The organism is Butyrivibrio sp. AE2032, from assembly GCF_000702965.1.
The window spans coordinates 1,329,903-1,346,309 of record NZ_JNLF01000005.1; the positions used below are offsets into that span (position 1 = coordinate 1,329,903).

The window sequence follows — 16,407 nt, forward strand, 5'->3', positions numbered from 1 at the left end:
TCTGCTGCAGGAGCATTTTCAAGAAAAAACGGGAAAGCAGCCGGTGTGTTATCTCCGTTTTGGGGTTGTGTTTTTCGCGAAAATACGCAAAATCAATGCGTTTATTCAATTATATTGGGGTTATAATCACAAGTCAATCTGCATCTTTAAGTCCCCAACTACAGAGGCTATCATAAAGCCACAACAGGAACAAAGACACATACAGCAATCTAAGGCGGTATGACATGTTCGAATCATGAATTGTTCCCCAAAAGGGACAGTGTCTTGAAAGTCTTGTGAGTAAAGGTGCATACAGCAACGAAATCTCGAGGGCCGAAGAGAAAGAAAACTCTTACGGCAAAGATCCCGGTAGTCCGGGGGCACCTTGTTTTAAAGGAGAATAAGAAAATGTTGGAATTATTAAAGAAAGAAGCAAACAGGACTCTTACAGAAAATGGTGCTTCCACATACACAAGCACGGAGTCTTTCTGCCTTGACCTCTTTGCAACTGCAGGCGCATTGAGATATGCATCCAATGAAGAGATAGTTGAAAGGTTTATAAAGGCTTTCGCCGAAGACAGGGATCTTGCAATGAAGATACTCTTTTTTGCCAGAGACATCAGAGGCGGCTTGGGAGAAAGACGCTTCTTCAAGGTAATACTGGCATACCTCGCTTCAGCTGAACCTGAAACGGTTTTGAAGAACATAGAGAATATCGCAGAGTATGGCAGATATGATGACATCCTCGTTCTCATAGGCACACCCTGTGAGAAGGAATGCATGGAGTACTTGAGCGGGCAGCTCTCTTCCGACGCAAAGGCACTTGCTGAGGGTAAAGAGATATCTCTGCTCGCCAAGTGGCTCCCTTCAGTAAACACAAGCAATAAAAAGGCTGTCAGGACAGCCAGGAAGATAGCCAAGGCCTGCGGCATGACTGAAGCACAGTACAGAAAGACTCTGTCTGCCTTAAGAGCTGAGATCAGGATAATCGAGAACAGCTTAAGGGAAAGAGACTATTCTTTTGACTATGAAAAGCAGCCTTCCAGAGCTCTCTTCAAGTACAGAAGAGCCTTCATCAGAAATGACTATGACAGGTATGCCGCATTCATAACAAAGGCCATATCAGAGCCTTCAGTAATAAACACAGGAGCACTCACTCCTTATGACATCATTGCACCTGTTGTAAAGAGCAACCGCAAACTCAGCGGTCAGCTCAGCAAGGATGAGAGGGCAGCCATAGATGCAACATGGAATGCCCAGGAAGACTTCACAGGCTCAGAAAATGCACTCGTAGTCGTAGACGGCTCCGGCTCCATGTACTTTTGCTCTGATGGCCGTGCTGCAGCTGTCGCCCAGTCGCTCGGCATTTATTTTGCAGAGCGCAACACAGGCGCATTCAGGAACTGCTTCATCACCTTTTCGACCAATCCTCAGCTGGTCGAGATCAAGGGAAAAGACATCATAGAAAAGGTCCGTTACTGCATGAGCTTTAATGAGTGCAGCAACACCAACATCGCGAAGGTCTTTGAGCTGATCCTGAAGACTGCTGTAAAGAACAAAGTCAAGCAGGCAGACATGCCTTCAAAGATATACATCATCTCCGACATGGAGTTCGACTGGTGCGCTGAAGGAGCTGATGAAACAAATTTCGAGCAGGCCAAAAAGCTGTTCGAGGCAAATGGCTACAAACTGCCTCAGATAATCTTCTGGAATGTTGAGAGCAGGAACCGTCAGCAGCCTGTCACAAAGAATGAACAGGGCGTCGCGCTCGTATCGGGCTCTTCGCCTCAGATATTCAGGATGCTCAAGGAAGGCACACTTGAGCCCTACAGATTCATGCTGGACGTCCTCATGTCCGAAAGATATGAGAAGATAGCAGCCTAAAACTTTAGAAGTCCCCGGTGCCTTAACAGGATGCCGGGGATTTTTTATTTCGAAAGGAAAAAGATCATGGAATACATAGAGATAAAAGGAAAAGTAAACACGGCCGTATGCTATGCGAAGGTCGTGGAAGACGAAGCGATAGAACAGATCAGAAGAATGTGCGACTACCCCATGACCGAGGGTTCCAGGATAAGGATAATGCCCGACGTCCACTCCGGTAAGGGATGCACGATCGGAACGACCATGACCATCACTGACAAGGCCGTTCCCAACGTCGTAGGTGTCGACATCGGATGTGGGATGTACACGGTATGTCTCGGAAAGGGTGACATCGACCTGATGCTCCTTGACGCTGCTGCGCACTTCATCCCTTCGGGCAGGAACGTCTGGCCCGGAAGACAGGAGAAGTTCGACTTAACTGAACTCAGATGCTACAGAGAGCTCAAGGACACGAAAAGGCTCGGAAGGTCTTTGGGAACCCTTGGCGGAGGAAACCACTTCATAGAAGTCGACGTATCTGAAGACGGCACGAAATATCTCGTAATACACTCCGGTTCCAGAAACCTCGGGAAGCAGGTCGCGGAGCTCTACCAGAAGCTCGCCATAAACCTGAGCAGAGGCTACGGCGATTATCTCGAAAAGAAGGAAGAGATAATAAGGACCTACAAGGAGGAAGGCAGAAAGAGCGAAATACAGGCAGCGATAAAGGCTCTCCACAAGAACGTTTTCGGCGGAGAGACGCCCATACCCGAAGACCTGTGCTACCTCTCCGGAAAGTATCTTGAGGACTACCTCCACGACGTCGAGATATGCCAGGCGTTCGCCAGAAGGAGCAGAGAGAAGATGGCCGAGATCCTGATCGAAAAGACGGGGCTTACCGCAGGCGAAGCATTCCACACGATCCACAACTACATCGACACCGATGAGATGATCTTAAGGAAGGGTTCCATTGCGGCACACAAGGGCGAGAAGGTCCTCATCCCCATCAACATGAGGGACGGTTCCGTCCTGGCAGTCGGAAAGGGCAACCCCGAGTGGAACTTCTCCGCTCCCCACGGCGCCGGAATGATAATGTCCAGAACGAAGGCGAAGTCCACCCTCTCCATGGACGAATACAAGGAAGCCATGAAGGACGTCTTCACCACTTCCGTAAACGAATCCACGCTCGACGAGGCGCCCATGGCGTACAAGTCTTTAGAGGACATAATAGATGTCATCGCAGAATCCGTTGACGTGATCGAAGTATTAAAGCCGGTATATAACTTCAAGGCAGCAGAGTAACGCTTGGCGCCGCGACGGTGCGCTGTGCGGCGTTCAGGATGCGCGGCGTCCGTTCCCGCTTTTGTTAAGGCAACATTAAGATAAACCGAGTCTCCCCTTAAGGTTCGCGAAGTATCGTATACGTATTCACGAACCAAAGGGGAGATTTTTTATATGAGTGAGACCATCCTGAAGATAAACGGACTCAGTAAGTCCTATGGAAAGAAACAGGTTTTAAAGAACGTCACCTTCAGCGTCGAAAAAGGAAAGATATACGGCTTCATCGGCGAGAACGGTGCAGGCAAGACCACGACGATAAGAGCTGTCACGGGACTTACGGCTGTCGAAGACGGACAGGTCGAACTTTTCGGAAAGTCGGATGCAAAAGGACTTTCAGAAGGAAGAAAAAAGATGGGATGCCTTGTCGAGCACCCGATAATCTCATTGAATAAAACGGCACACGATAACCTCGCGATGCAGCAGCTCCTCTACGGACAGGATGACGCGTCCAGGATCGACAGGCTCCTTGAAAGAGTCGGCCTGAGCGACGTGAAGAACAAGAAAGTAAAGGATTTCTCGCTCGGCATGAAGCAGCGTCTCGGCATAGCGGTATCGCTGATAAACGATCCCGAACTTCTCATACTGGACGAACCGGTGAACGGACTTGACCCGGTCGGCATGGTCGAAGTAAGAGAGCTCTTAAGGTCTCTTGCGGCAGACGACGGGATAACGATCGTGATCTCCAGCCACATCCTCGCAGAACTTTATCAGTTAGTAACGGACTACATAATTATCTCGCACGGCGAGATCCTTGAAACAATCTCGAAAGAAGAACTCGATGCGAAATGCGCGTCCTATGTCACGCTCGAGACTGACCGCACCGAAGCAGCTCTGGAAGTATTAAAGAACAACGGCGCCTCCGACATCGGCTTTGAAGGAAACATCATAAGGATATACGATGACGTCTCCCTCAGAACGGTGGCAACATGGATGTTCGACGCAAGGATACTCGTCACGCTCCTCGCAAGACACGAGAGGTCTTTGGAAAACTACTATATGGAACTTCTGGGGAGGGCATGAAGATGAGAGACCTGCTTAAATGGGAAATGAAAAACACTCTTAAGTCAAAGGCCTTCTGGGGATTGGGAGCTGCATTCGTAATAGGCACGTTCCTGCTTCTCCTGATCCCGATAACGGAAGGCGGAAACACCGGCTTTGACATGTACCTTTCGACATTAAACGACTTCAACTCCCTCCTGCTCTTCTTCATAGGGGCATTTGCGGGGATCCACATCACCGGAGCGTTTGACGAGAGACGCATCCAGGCTGCGGTAATGGCCGGCAACAGCAGGCTCAGCATCCTTTTCGCAAAGATACTGTCCTACTCTTTTTCCGTCGCGGCATTCTGCACTATATCTGTCCTGGTATCCTCTATAACCGCATTTGCAGTCGGCGGCGCAGGCGAAATGGACGGGAGTTTCTTACGCGCCGTCATAATCAGAGGGTTCGTCTTCATTCTTGTCGAGACAGCTTTCTCGAACATCTGCGTGCTCATCTCGCTCCTGGTAAAGAATCTCGGTGCGGCGATCGCCGTAAATCTCATCTCGCTCATCACGATTTACTCGGTTGCAGAGATATTCATCGGCAGGGACCATGTGCTCGACGTCTTGAGATTCACTCCCCTGGGCCAGCTCTTCCTGCTGTTCTTCGACGTAAGCAACTTCAACCTTATCACGGCTTCGGCGGTATCCGTCGCGGCGATCGCACTGACACTCGGTCTGTGCTACCTGAAGTTCAGGAAAGAGGAACTTAAATAAGCTTATTCCGTTTGGGTTTTATCCCTTTTTCGCAGCCGGTCAGCGCCTCCCCTCTGCTGACCGGCTTATAATTTGACTTATATACAGGGGCGGATTTTTTGTCTAGATGTCGTTTAAAAAATGAGATATAGACAAATAATCCATGATTTTATGTCTAGATGTGGGTTAAAAATCGAGATATAGACAAAAATCCGTTGTTTTTGTCTGGATGTGGGTTATCGTCGTTTTTGAAAACACATTGTTCAGACAAAAGGATAAGCCTCATGATAATAAAAAGACTAGACGAAACTGACAGCAGGACCGGTGATTTCATCGGCGAGGAATTCGCATTGTACGGCGAGCAGAGCGGCGTGGAACTAAACTACGAGGAGTTCTGCTTCACGGCCGAGGAGGATGGCGAGCTCATGGGCGCCATCACGGGCCGCGCATACTATAATGAAGTGCACATAGGCGATCTAATAGTGGGAAGAAACTGCAGGAGAGGCGGCGTCGGCAGCATGCTCGTAAAAGCCGTCGAAGACGCCTACAGGGGCAAAGGCTACGAGAAGATCGCACTCACCACGTTCGGGTTCCAGGCACCTGAGTTCTACAAGAAGCTCGGCTATGAGATCGAGTTCGTCAGAGAAGACAAGAACCCGAAGCTGAGCAAATATTTCCTGATAAAGAAGATTACGTAAGTAACCGGGCGAACTGGTTTTGCTTTTTTCTTTGAAAAAATATAGAAAAAAAATCAAAAAACAGATAATTTTTGCTTTTTCGCCCCTCAGAAAAGGCAAAAAAATCAAAAGCCCGAATGATGCATACTAAGGCTTCACGTCTGAATGATGCTTACTGAATCTTCACATATGAATGGCACTTACTGAAGCTTCACGTCTGAATGACGCGTTCTACAGCCTTACGTCTTAACGATACACCTGTCGTCAATATTCTCAATGTGCGCAAATCCCGTGCAGCTCATGATGTACCTGAGCTCGGCATTAACGTCCGACAGGAACTTCTCCATGCCTTCAGTTCCGCCCTCTTCCAGAGAAGGCAGCATGGATCTTCCGACGGCGGCGGCATCTGCGCCAAGTGCGAGACACTTATAGACGTCAGCGCCCGAAGAGATACCGCAGTCGACGATTATCTTCACGTCCCTGCCCTCAAGCGCTTTCTTTATCGAAGGAAGCACCATGAGCGGCGGAACTGCGTAAGGGAGCCTGCCGTGATGGTGGCTCACTATTATCGCCTTCGCACCCAGGTCAGCGCATTTGACCGCTTCCTCCTCGCTCAGCACGCCCTTGATAAAGAACGGCAGTTTTGTCGATGCGATGTAGGAGCTTATCATGTCCGAAGTCTGGACGGCCATCTGCTCGCCTATTACGACGTCGAGTCCGTCATTACCGAAGATATGGTCTATGTCCATTCCGATTCCGAACGCGCCGTTGTCTTCGGCGAACTTCATCTGGTCTCTCACCTTTTCATTGTCGGCATAAGGCTTAACGATGCGTACCGTTTTCGCGTCAGTGTCAGCGATGCGCTTGAACATGTCGTTTTCCATCATGCCGACGAAGTTCAGGATGTTCATGTTTTTCGCGGCGATCGAATACTCCTCAAGGCCTGTAAGTTCTCTTCCGTTAAACTGCTTCAGATGCGAAAACGCAGGCGTCATCACCGGGCTCGAAAATGTGGTGCCGAAAAGTTCCGTGGAAGTATCCGCCACCACGGAATCAATGAGACGCTCCTTTATGAGGATGCTGTCCATGTAGCGCGCGGTGATCTCGTTTGCGTCTGATATCCTACTGTATGCCATAGAGCACCTCCTTGAGGTAATTCATGTACTGAATGTATTCTTCGTCGGTATTTAAGTGTTCGAGTATGACAGGCATGTCCGGGTCGATCGAGTTCATCTTCTCAACGTAATAACGGAGCGGATATTCGCCCTTTCCCGGAGCGCATTCCTCAAGTTGAAAAGTGTATTCCCCCTTTAGGTGGATGTCCTTGATGTGGCAGCTCCTTATCCTGTTGCCGAGGATCTCCGCGCACCTGTCTATAAAGGCTTCAGCCTCATAGTATCTCTCGAGAGAATTGGTCATGTTAATTATGTCCATGTGGACTGCGAATCTGTCGCGGCCGACTTCCTCTATCAGCCTTGCGTAATCTTCAGGACCCGTCGGCACCATCCACGGCATCGGCTCCAAAGTGAAGTAAGTGTTCTTTACTTCCGCCATGTCTATTATCTCCTGCACCATCTTCACGATCTCAGCCCTGGTCTCTTTTGAGAAGTTCTCTTTATAGTGACCGTCCCACCTGGGGCCCATCGCGCCAGCGACGTTTACGGCGCATCTCGCGCCTAACCTGTCAGCCAGCTGCAGCTGTCTTACGCAGTAATCTCTCTGCGCTTTTCTGTCATTGGGATCTGTTGACATCGCGTTTCTCCAGATGCCGACTTCGGCTATCAGGAGACTGCTTGCTTTAGCGGCGCCGGCGTAGGCTTCTATCTCTTCTTCAGAACTGTCGGCCGACAGCGGAAATACCACCGCGCCGCATCCCAGTCCGGTCTGGTTTTTCGCCCATTCCTCAGGTGAATCATGTCTTAAGGGGCTAGATGTTCCTAAACGCATATCCTGTCCTCCGGCATGTGATGTAAAGTCTGATTCCTATTGTGTCCGTATGATTCGGATTATAGCAAATGCGGAAGACGCAGGATGTGAGATAGCGTGACTATATTGCAGATATAAGGAGAATGTGCAGATGTTGTTTTCGGGATGCGATGAGATCTTGGAAGGCGACATGTTTTCGGGCGGGAAATATTTCGGGCAAGGCGGGGCGGACTAAGCGGTCGGTGACTCACTATTAAAAAACAAGCCATTTCAAGGGTATTTTTATAGTTGACGATGAAAAATATTAAAAAACAGCAGATATCGCGGACAATTTTAATAGTGACGGAAGAGCTGATCCCCAGCACAAGAAAAGATATATTGATAAAAGCCCCGTTTTTCAGATTTATCCAGCATTAGCTTGGAAAAATCTTGCAAAAATACGGCATAGCCGAATCTTTGCCGAATTTTTATATACCGGATTGTTCCTGCAAAAACAAAGCTCTTGCCGGAACCTTACCGAATCGTAAAACCGAATGCTGACAAAACAGAGGGCCGCCTCACATATTCAGTGAGACAGCCCCCTATGCATTTCAGTTGTGATCAGCGAAATGTATCAGTTCCAGACTTTTGCTGCCACGGGTTTATCAGGATTAAGACACTTGCCGTCAGAGGAGAATTTATATCCGCGGCCCTTGATGATGAATGGTTCCCAATCATAATGCACCATGATACCTCCATTATCGAAGTAATACCAGGAACCCCTGTAGTTGAGCCATCTGTTTTGATAGAGGTTTCCGCTGGAATCGGCATAATACCAGGTGTCGCCATCGTCGTACCAGCCGGTGACCATCTCGCCGTTATCCTTAAAAATGTATTGGGTTCCGTCCAAGATCCAACGACCGGTTGCTGCCAGACCATTCCAACTGAAGTAATACCACTTGCCGTCGATCTTCTGCCAATCCGTATATGCCTTGCCGTCAGAACCTATATAAGCTCTGCCTTCATCGAGTTCCAGCCATCCCTTTGTGTTTCCGGCAACATCCTTTGCCTTGCCGTCCTTGTCAAAAGAATAGAGCTTTCCGTCGATAACAGAAACTACACTGCATTTCATGCACGCGTCATAATCGAAATAGTATTTCGAGCCGCCATAATTGAGCCACTGACCTTTGTAGAGATTTCCGTTCTTGTCTCCGTATATCCAGACCTTATAGCCGTACCACTGGATCCAGACTTCCTGCCAGCCCGTTGCTTTCCTGCCGGAATCCGGATTCTTACAGACGCCGCTCGAAGCAAAATCGTAGAGCTTGTCTTTGATCAGATAATTGGACTTATCCGCTACCATTCTTCCGTAATAGTCAAAATAGTACCATTTGCCGTTGATCTTGTACCATTCATCGCAACAGCACTGACCGCCGGACTTGATGTAATACCAGTATTCGTCATCCTCATACTCGAACTTGTACTTATACCATCCCGTCTTCGAAGTCAGAACGCCGTTTCTTTCGAGCATCCAGAAGCCTGTATCTTTTTCATCCCAGGAATACGCAGGACCGGTGCTCATTTCGCAGTTATAATCCTGGAACAGATACCAATTTCCGTTTATCTGCTTCCAGCCTGAGACCGCTTTGCCGTCAGAACCAAAGTAAAACCATCTGTTTTCAGAATCCTGACCCCAGCAGTTGTATCTCATCTTCCCGTTGTCGCCGAAATAATACCTTGCCCCGCCTATATAACGTACGCCATAAGCCATGACTCCGTAATCTTTCACGTAGTCGGTATCCGTTTCATCAAAGTAGTACCAGCTGCCGCTCATCTTTTTCCAGCCGGAATATGCCGCACCGTCGGAACCTACAAAACGCCATCTCGGTTCGGAGTAGACCGGATTTCCGTTGTCATCGTAATGGTCGACCCACTTCCTGCCTTCGATCCACTTGTTCTTTTCCATGTGTCCGCGCTTGTCGAAGTGATACATCTTGCCATCGATGAAATACCACCCGTCTTTGGCCATGACGCCGTCATCAAGGAAATAGTACCAGCTGCCGTCTATTTCCTTCCACGTGTCCTTCAGATACTCGGTATCCGAAACGTAATAATACCAACGCTCATCGTCTTCGACCCAGCCTTTGTTCGCAGCCATCGCCGTTGCAGGGATGAACGACAGCATCATGCCTGCAGTTAAAGCTCCGGCCAATATCTTCTTTAAACTCATTTGCCCGACCTCCTGAATAAAAGTAAAGATAGTTTAATCTTAACAGGAAACCGGAGAGCAGTTTTTACAATAAATCCGCGCAAATATATGCAGTTTTCAATATTGCAGACGGCAAAAGCCCGTAAACACAACGGTTCCGCGCCGCATAAGAAAAGGAGGCTGCTCCCGTTTTTGAGCACAGCCTCCTTCGATTGTTCAAATATTAGCCGATCAGTTCAGTTGTCAGATGACCACTGCATACAGTTTGCTCTGATCAACGCTCTTTCCGTCGGCATCGAGATCATATCAGATGACCACTACATGAGGTTTGTTCGGGTTAAGGCACTTACCGTCGGCATCGAAATCATAACCGCAGCCCTTAACGAGATATGTGCAGTCCCTGATCATCTCGCCCCATGCGTTGAAGTAGTACCAGGAGCCCCTGATGTTGACCCATTTGCCGACATTGAGACGTCCGTTCGAGTTGGCATAGTACCAGTTGTTATCGCAGAAATACCAGCCGGTGGCCATTTCGCCGTTGTCCTTGAAAACATAGAGGCCTTCATCACCGATATCCCATACATGCGTGTAAGCCGTTCCGTCAAAAGTGCTGAAGCGGTACCACTTGCCGCCGATCTGCTGCCAGCCGGTGTATGCCTTGCCGTCAGAGCCTATGTAGCATCTGCCTTCATCGGTCTCGAGCCAGCCTTTCTTGCTTCCAGCAAGGTCGGTCACTTTTCCGTCCTCGGCGATGGAATAGACCTTGCCGTCAATGAGATACGCACCGTAACCGGTGAGCATAAAGCCGTCGTAATCGAAATAGTATTTGCTGCCGCCGTATGTGACTATCTCATCTCTGTGGATCTTTCCGTTCTTGTCTCCCAAGACCCAGTACTTGTCTTCTCTCCAGTCGCTCCAGACTTCGAGCCAGCCTGTTACCTTCCTGCCGGAATCCGGATTCTTGCAGACGCCGCTCGAGGCGAAGTCATAGGCCTTGTCATTGATGAGGAAGTTCGTCTTATCTGCGACCATTCTTCCGTAGCAGTCGAAATAGTACCACTTGCCGCTGCTCTGGAACCATTCGCTCGTTATGCACTGGCCGCCGGACCTGATGTAATACCATTCCTTGCTGGTCTTGTCCTGATACCATCCCTTTTTAGTGGTGAGGACGCCGTTATCTTCCAATACCCAGACCTTGAGCTTGTCCGTGCTCCAATCCATTGAGGCACCGGTGCACATTGAGTGGGTATAGTATGAGAAGCCATTGAACAGATACCACTTGCCGTTTATCTGCTGCCAGTCTTCACAGCCCTTTCCGTCCGAACCGAAATAATGCCAGCCGCCTTCTTCGTCCTTAGCCCAGCACTTTGTCTTCATCTTTCCGTCATCGCCAAAGAAGTAGAGATCCCAGTCGACCGACCTCAGACCGGAATACATGGTACCATATAACGAACCATAGCCCGTGTTTTCATTATCGAAATAATACCAGCTGCCGCCGATCTTCTTCCAGCCGGCATAAGCCGCACCGTCGGAGCCGACAAAACGCCATGTCGGTTTGGAGTAGACAGGCTTTCCGTTTTCATCGTAATAATCGACCCACTTCTCGCCTTCGACCCACTTGTTCTTCTCCATGTGGCCTTTTTCGTTGAAGTGATACAGCTTGCCTCCGATAAAGACCCAGGAATTACGGGCCATGCATCCGTCTTCGTAGAAATAGAACCAGTGACCGTCGATCTCTTGCCATGTGTCCTTCAGATAATCAGTATCCGAAGTGTAGTAGCGCCAGCCGTAATCGCCTTCGACCCAGCCCTTGTTTGCAGCCATCGCCGTCGCCGGTATGAACGACAGCATCATGCCTGCCGTAAGGGCGCCTGCAAGGAGCTTTCTCATTACCATTATCCAGTCCTCCTAAAAAATAGTTGAGTTTATTTTATCAAGAAATACTAAAACAGTGTTTACAAGAAAAGGGGACGGCATATATACAAGTTCCAATAAAAGACTTCGCGTTTTCTGCGGGACAGGCCAATCGCAACCTGCCATGTTTGTTTTACAGATCAGCCTTAAGCCGTCAAGCCTGCCTGCGGCACATTCTGACGAATGCTGCGGGCTTGACTGCATCGTCTGATCTGTGTCGGGTGACTAGGCAGGTTGCGATTCCTGACGATTGCTTAAAGACCGGCATCGTAAAATGCAAGACGTTGTTCATTCCTGTACGTTTTCTCAAAAACCTCCAATATGATCGTTTTGAATAAAATGGCGGTAACCTTTCAAGATTCTTATCATCCGGCAACCGCCATTCGGCCGGATTAATATGAATTGGCGGTATCTTTAACAAGTGCATACCCTCAGATAACCGCCATTTTGTTTAATTCGCGGTAAATGGCGGTTTGCAGTTGTAAGATCTGAATGAGATCTAACCGCCAAAGTTATCAAAAAGAATGAATTGGCGGTATTCAATTGAATTCAGAAAGATGGCAGTACCGCCAAAATACAGAAAAGAAACAGTTTGGCGGCAGATCAGTGAAGAATATAAAAAAGGGCCGGCCCGCACAACGAGGCGGACCGGTCCATCCGGTTGTCAGATCAAATCGCAATGCCGGTTTACAGCAGAATTTCCCTTACCTGCACAATAATACTACTCTTTCCGGTTCATCGGGATTCAAGCACTTGCCGTCATCACTGAACTGATAACGCAAGCCGTGAACAATGTACTCTCCGGTGACCATATTTCCAAATTCGTTGAGGTAATACCAGGAGCCGTTTGTCTTTATCCATTTGTCTTTGACGACTTTTCCGTTTGAACCTGAATAATGCCAATCGCCGTTACAGTAACTCCATCCGGTCTGAAGGACACAATTATCATCGAAGATATAATCACCGTCATAATCGTATAAGTATGTCCCGCGCATGGCAACGCCGTTATACTCATCGAAATAGTACCATTTGCCGTTTATCTGCTTCCAGCCCTTATAAAGATTGCCGTCGGAACCGATATAAACGTATGAATTCTGTATCGAGAGAGCTACCTCGATCCAGCCTTTTTTGTTTCCCGAAAGGTCAGTTGCTTTTCCGGAAGCATCGAAAGAATAGACTTTGCCGTCGACCTCGTAAACACTATAATTGCTGACCATGAAGCCATCCACATCGAAATAATACTTTGCGCTGCCTGAAGTAAGCCACTTATCCCTGTATAGATTTCCGTTCGAGTCTCCGTATACCCATACATCTGATTCAACCCAATTGATACATGCCTTTGTCCATCCCTTGATAGTTTTGCCGGAATCAGGATTCTTGCAGACACCATTTGAATCGAAATCATAGCCTTTTTCGTTGATAATGAAGTTAGTCTTGCCGGCTACCATGCGTCCTTGATTGTCGAAGTAGTACCACTTGCCGCCTTCTTTGTGCCATTCGTTTTGACAGCACTTACCGCCGCCCTTGATATAGTACCAGTATTCAGTCTTGCTGTCATAGTACCAGCCGGTCTTGGATGTCAGCGCGCCGTTGCTGTCAAATACCCAGGGAGACCCTTCATCCCCATTAGCGGGATCGTAATAATCGATCCAGGCGCCCGTGGCCATGACATTGCTCGGCCAAGCGTATGGATCAAAGTAAAACCACTTTCCATTGATCTTCTTCCAGCCTTCAACGACCTTTCCGTCCGAGCCGAAATAATAATAGTTGCCGGCATCGTCCTCAAACCATGTGTTGGTGCGCATCTTGCCGTCAAACCCAAAATAATAGTAAGTGCCGCCTATCTCGCGCATTCCGGCATACATCGCGCAATACTGACCATATTCATTATCGTTATTAACATTGCCGAAGAAATACCAGCTGCCGTTCATCTTCTTCCAGCCTGTGTATGCCACACCGTTCGAACCTACATAGCCCCAGCCGGGTTTTGTTTCGTCTTCCAGCCAGTAACCGTCAGAATTGTATCCGAGGTGAAGCTTTCCGCGCTTGATCCACTTGTTCTTTTCCATGTGACCCTTGGTGTCGAAATGGTAAGCTTTGCCGTCGATCATCGCCCAGCAGTTTACGATGATACTGCCGTCATCCGTGAAGTAATACCAGTACCCGTCGATCTCTTTCCAGGTATTCTTGTAATATTCTGTTTCAGATGTATAGTAGCGCCAGTATTCACCTTCGCCCTCCCATCCTGTTGTATCCGCCATGGCCGTTGCAGCCGGGATGAATGAGAGCATCATGCCCGCAGTCAGGGCGGAAGCCATAATCTTCTTAAAAGTCATATTATTCTCCTCCTTTTCGAATCTGAAACGTAATAGCGCCAGCCTTGATCGTCTTCGACCCAGCCCTTTGATCCGGCCATCGCCGTCGCCGGTATGAACGACAACATCATGCCTGCCGTAAGGGCGCCTGCCAACATTTTTTTAAACCTCACCTTTACCGGACCTCCTCTTCAGCTTCAGTCATACCAGACGATTACGGCGAACGGCTTGTCAGGGTTTGTACACTTGCCGTCCTCATCGAATCTGTATCCGTAGCCGTTGATAATGTAATCAGAACCGTTTATCATCTCGCCCCACTCGGCAAAGTAATACCAGGAGCCACTATAGCTGAGCCATCTGTCACTATACCTTTTTCCGCTCTTATCCATGTAATACCAGATGCCGCGGCTCTTATACCAGCCGGTGGCCATCTCACCGTCATCTTTGAACGTATATGTACCGTCTTCCATTGTCCAGCCGTCTGTATATGCCCTGCCGTCAAATTCACTGAAGTAATACCACTTGCCCGAGATCTGCTTCCATCCTGTGCAGGCCTTGCCGTCAGAGCCTATGTAGCATCTGCCCGATTCAGTCTTGATCCACCCTGTCTTGCTTCCTGCCAGATCGGTCGCTTTGCCGTCTTCGGCAAATGAATACGGTTTCCCGTCGATAAGGATCTGGGGAATATCACTGTACATGGTGCCGTCATCATAGAAATAGTAATCGTTTCCGCCGTAACTGAGCCACTTCTCCTTATAGACGTTTCCGTCCCTGTCCCCGTATGCCCAGTCGTATTCTTCGTCCCATTCGTCCCAGACTGCGGTCCAGCCGGTAACCTTCCTGCCGGAATCGGGGTTCTTGCAGGCGCCGCTCGAAGCAAAGTCATATGCCTTGTCATTGATCAGGACGCCCGTCTTATCGGCCACCATTCTTCCGAACATGTCGAAATAGTACCATTTGCCGTTGCTCTTTACCCAGTCGCTTGATACGCACTTACCGCCGGCCTTGACGTAATACCAGCATTTGGTGCTGTCATCCTGATCCCTGGAGTTTCTGCTCTGTACCCAGCCGGTCTTTGACGTCAGGGCTCCGTTGTCATCGAGCATCCAGCATTCAAAGTTGTAATCGTCACTCCAGTCAATGGTGGCTCCGGAGGACATGCCGTAAATACTGTCAAATTGTTCATTAAACAGGTACCACTTGCTGCCTATCTTTTTCCAACCGCTTGTTATCCTGCCGTCAGAACCCGGAAAATACCACACTCCGTCTTCCTCAAACCAGGTACCTGATACCATCTTTCCGTTGTCACTGAAGCAATAAAGATCTCTGTCTATCCATTTCGTGCCCGTGGCCATCAGTCCGTGATTGGAACTGTAACCTGTGTCGTCTTCCTCGAAATAATACCAGCTGCCGTTTATCTTCTTCCAGCCGGCATAAGCCGCACCGTTGGAGCCCACATAGCGCCACTGTGATTCACCTTCGTAGATCGGGTTCATGTCATCATCGTAGCCTGCGATCTCCCTGCCGCAGTCGACCCACTTGTTCTTCTCCATGTGGCCGCGCTTGTCAAAGTGATACAGCCTGCCTTCTATGAATACCCACATGGACCTGGCCATGACGCCGCTTTCCAGGAAGTAATACCAGCTGCCGTCTATCTCCTGCCATGTCTCCTTGAGATATTCGGTATCGGATGTGTAGTAGTACCACCCGTAATCGTCTTCGACCCATCCCTTAGTATCAGCCATCGCCGTTGCCGGTATTAATGACAGCATCATTCCCGCTGTAAGTGCGCCGGCAAGGAGCTTCCTCATTACCATTATCCAGTCCTCCTAAAAAATAGTTGAGTTTATTTTATCAAGAAATATAAAAACAGTGTTTACAAGAAAAGGGGACGGCATATATACAAGTTCCAATAAAAGACTTCGCGTTTTCCGCGGGACAGGCCAATCGCAACCTGCCATGTTTGTTTTACAGATCAGCCTTATGCCGTCAAGCCTGCCTGCGGCACATTCTGACGAATGCTGCGGGCTTGACTGCACCGTCTGATCTGTGTCGGGTGGCTAGGCAGGTTGCGATATCTGACGATTGTTTAAAGACCGGCATCGTAAAATGCAAGATGTTGTTCATTCCTGTACGTTATCTCAAAAACCGCCAATATGATCGTTTTGAATAAAATGGCGGTAACCTTTCAAGATTCTTATCATCCGGCAACCGCCATTCGGCCGGATTAATATGAATTGGCGGTATCTTTGAAAAGTGCATGCCCTCATATAACCGCCATTTTGTTTCATTTGCGGTAAATGGCGGTTTGCAATGGGAAGATCTGAATAAGATCTGACCGCCAAAGTCATCAAAAAGAATGAATTGGCGGTATTCAATTGAATTCAGAAAGATTGCCGTACCGCCAAAATGCAGAAATGAAACAGTTTGGCGGCAGATCAGTGAAGAACATAAAAAAGGAGTTGTCT

At 48.6% G+C, this 16,407-nt stretch carries 12 protein-coding genes; 5 read left to right on the forward strand and 7 right to left on the reverse strand.

The genetic code is table 11. The features are described 5' to 3' along the window. Positions 1-387: 387 nt before the first annotated feature. From BO18_RS23550 to BO18_RS23570, 5 genes are all read left to right on the forward strand, one after another. On the forward strand, positions 388-1,863 hold the full coding sequence (locus BO18_RS23550; protein WP_034450069.1) for a DUF2828 family protein: 1,476 nt from the start codon (positions 388-390) through the stop codon (positions 1,861-1,863). 66 nt (positions 1,864-1,929) lie between these two features. Next, positions 1,930-3,144 (forward strand): RNA-splicing ligase RtcB, encoded by a 1,215-nt coding sequence (locus tag BO18_RS23555; RefSeq protein ID WP_034450071.1) that lies wholly within the window; start codon positions 1,930-1,932, stop codon positions 3,142-3,144. A 153-nt stretch (positions 3,145-3,297) separates the two neighbouring features. Next, a complete protein-coding gene (locus BO18_RS23560) occupies positions 3,298-4,203 on the forward strand; it encodes an ABC transporter ATP-binding protein (RefSeq protein ID WP_034450072.1) in 906 nt (301 codons plus the stop codon). Positions 4,204-4,205: 2 nt separating this feature from the next. Continuing rightward, entirely contained in the window at positions 4,206-4,940 is a 735-nt protein-coding gene (locus BO18_RS23565) for an ABC transporter permease (protein WP_034450074.1), read from the forward strand. A 263-nt stretch (positions 4,941-5,203) separates the two neighbouring features. Beyond that, positions 5,204-5,617, forward strand: coding sequence for a GNAT family N-acetyltransferase (locus BO18_RS23570; protein ID WP_051689102.1), 414 nt, complete (start codon positions 5,204-5,206; stop codon positions 5,615-5,617). 218 nt (positions 5,618-5,835) lie between these two features. Here the strand turns inward: BO18_RS23570 and BO18_RS23575 are convergent, their stop codons facing one another. The 7 genes from BO18_RS23575 to BO18_RS23600 form a co-directional block, all read right to left on the reverse strand. Beyond that, positions 5,836-6,732, reverse strand: a complete 897-nt coding sequence (locus tag BO18_RS23575; protein WP_034450077.1) for an alpha-hydroxy-acid oxidizing protein — start codon at positions 6,730-6,732, stop codon at positions 5,836-5,838. Further along, the gene (locus BO18_RS23580; protein WP_034450080.1) at positions 6,719-7,543 is read right to left on the reverse strand and encodes a sugar phosphate isomerase/epimerase family protein; all 825 of its coding nucleotides are present in this window, start codon (positions 7,541-7,543) and stop codon (positions 6,719-6,721) included. Before BO18_RS23580 ends, BO18_RS23575 begins: the two co-directional genes overlap by 14 nt. Positions 7,544-8,135: 592 nt before the next feature. Continuing rightward, a complete protein-coding gene (locus tag BO18_RS23585; protein ID WP_034450081.1) occupies positions 8,136-9,731 on the reverse strand; it encodes a hypothetical protein in 1,596 nt (531 codons plus the stop codon). A gap of 285 nt (positions 9,732-10,016) precedes the next feature. After that, a complete protein-coding gene (locus BO18_RS23590; protein WP_034450084.1) occupies positions 10,017-11,606 on the reverse strand; it encodes a hypothetical protein in 1,590 nt (529 codons plus the stop codon). A 722-nt stretch (positions 11,607-12,328) separates the two neighbouring features. Then, positions 12,329-13,960: a hypothetical protein gene (locus BO18_RS23595; protein WP_034450086.1), complete on the reverse strand. Its 1,632-nt coding sequence runs from the start codon at positions 13,958-13,960 to the stop codon at positions 12,329-12,331. Continuing rightward, on the reverse strand, positions 13,957-14,112 hold the full coding sequence (locus tag BO18_RS35055) for a hypothetical protein (RefSeq protein WP_185752561.1): 156 nt from the start codon (positions 14,110-14,112) through the stop codon (positions 13,957-13,959). The genes BO18_RS23595 and BO18_RS35055 overlap by 4 nt, the downstream gene beginning before the upstream one ends. A 24-nt stretch (positions 14,113-14,136) precedes the next feature. Next, entirely contained in the window at positions 14,137-15,756 is a 1,620-nt protein-coding gene (locus BO18_RS23600; RefSeq protein WP_034450088.1) for a hypothetical protein, read from the reverse strand. Positions 15,757-16,407: the final 651 nt, after the last annotated feature.

What these genes read in the sequence shown, in the direction of transcription:
- BO18_RS23550 (WP_034450069.1), top strand. Translation starts at nt 388, where the DNA reads ATGTTGGAATTATTAAAGAAAGAAGCAAACAGGACTCTTACAGAAAAT.
- BO18_RS23555 (WP_034450071.1), top strand. Translation starts at nt 1,930, where the DNA reads ATGGAATACATAGAGATAAAAGGAAAAGTAAACACGGCCGTATGCTAT.
- BO18_RS23560 (WP_034450072.1), top strand. Translation starts at nt 3,298, where the DNA reads ATGAGTGAGACCATCCTGAAGATAAACGGACTCAGTAAGTCCTATGGA.
- BO18_RS23565 (WP_034450074.1), top strand. Translation starts at nt 4,206, where the DNA reads ATGAGAGACCTGCTTAAATGGGAAATGAAAAACACTCTTAAGTCAAAG.
- BO18_RS23570 (WP_051689102.1), top strand. Translation starts at nt 5,204, where the DNA reads ATGATAATAAAAAGACTAGACGAAACTGACAGCAGGACCGGTGATTTC.
- BO18_RS23575 (WP_034450077.1), bottom strand. Translation starts at nt 6,732, where the DNA reads ATGGCATACAGTAGGATATCAGACGCAAACGAGATCACCGCGCGCTAC.
- BO18_RS23580 (WP_034450080.1), bottom strand. Translation starts at nt 7,543, where the DNA reads ATGCGTTTAGGAACATCTAGCCCCTTAAGACATGATTCACCTGAGGAA.
- BO18_RS23585 (WP_034450081.1), bottom strand. Translation starts at nt 9,731, where the DNA reads ATGAGTTTAAAGAAGATATTGGCCGGAGCTTTAACTGCAGGCATGATG.
- BO18_RS23590 (WP_034450084.1), bottom strand. Translation starts at nt 11,606, where the DNA reads ATGGTAATGAGAAAGCTCCTTGCAGGCGCCCTTACGGCAGGCATGATG.
- BO18_RS23595 (WP_034450086.1), bottom strand. Translation starts at nt 13,960, where the DNA reads ATGACTTTTAAGAAGATTATGGCTTCCGCCCTGACTGCGGGCATGATG.
- BO18_RS23600 (WP_034450088.1), bottom strand. Translation starts at nt 15,756, where the DNA reads ATGGTAATGAGGAAGCTCCTTGCCGGCGCACTTACAGCGGGAATGATG.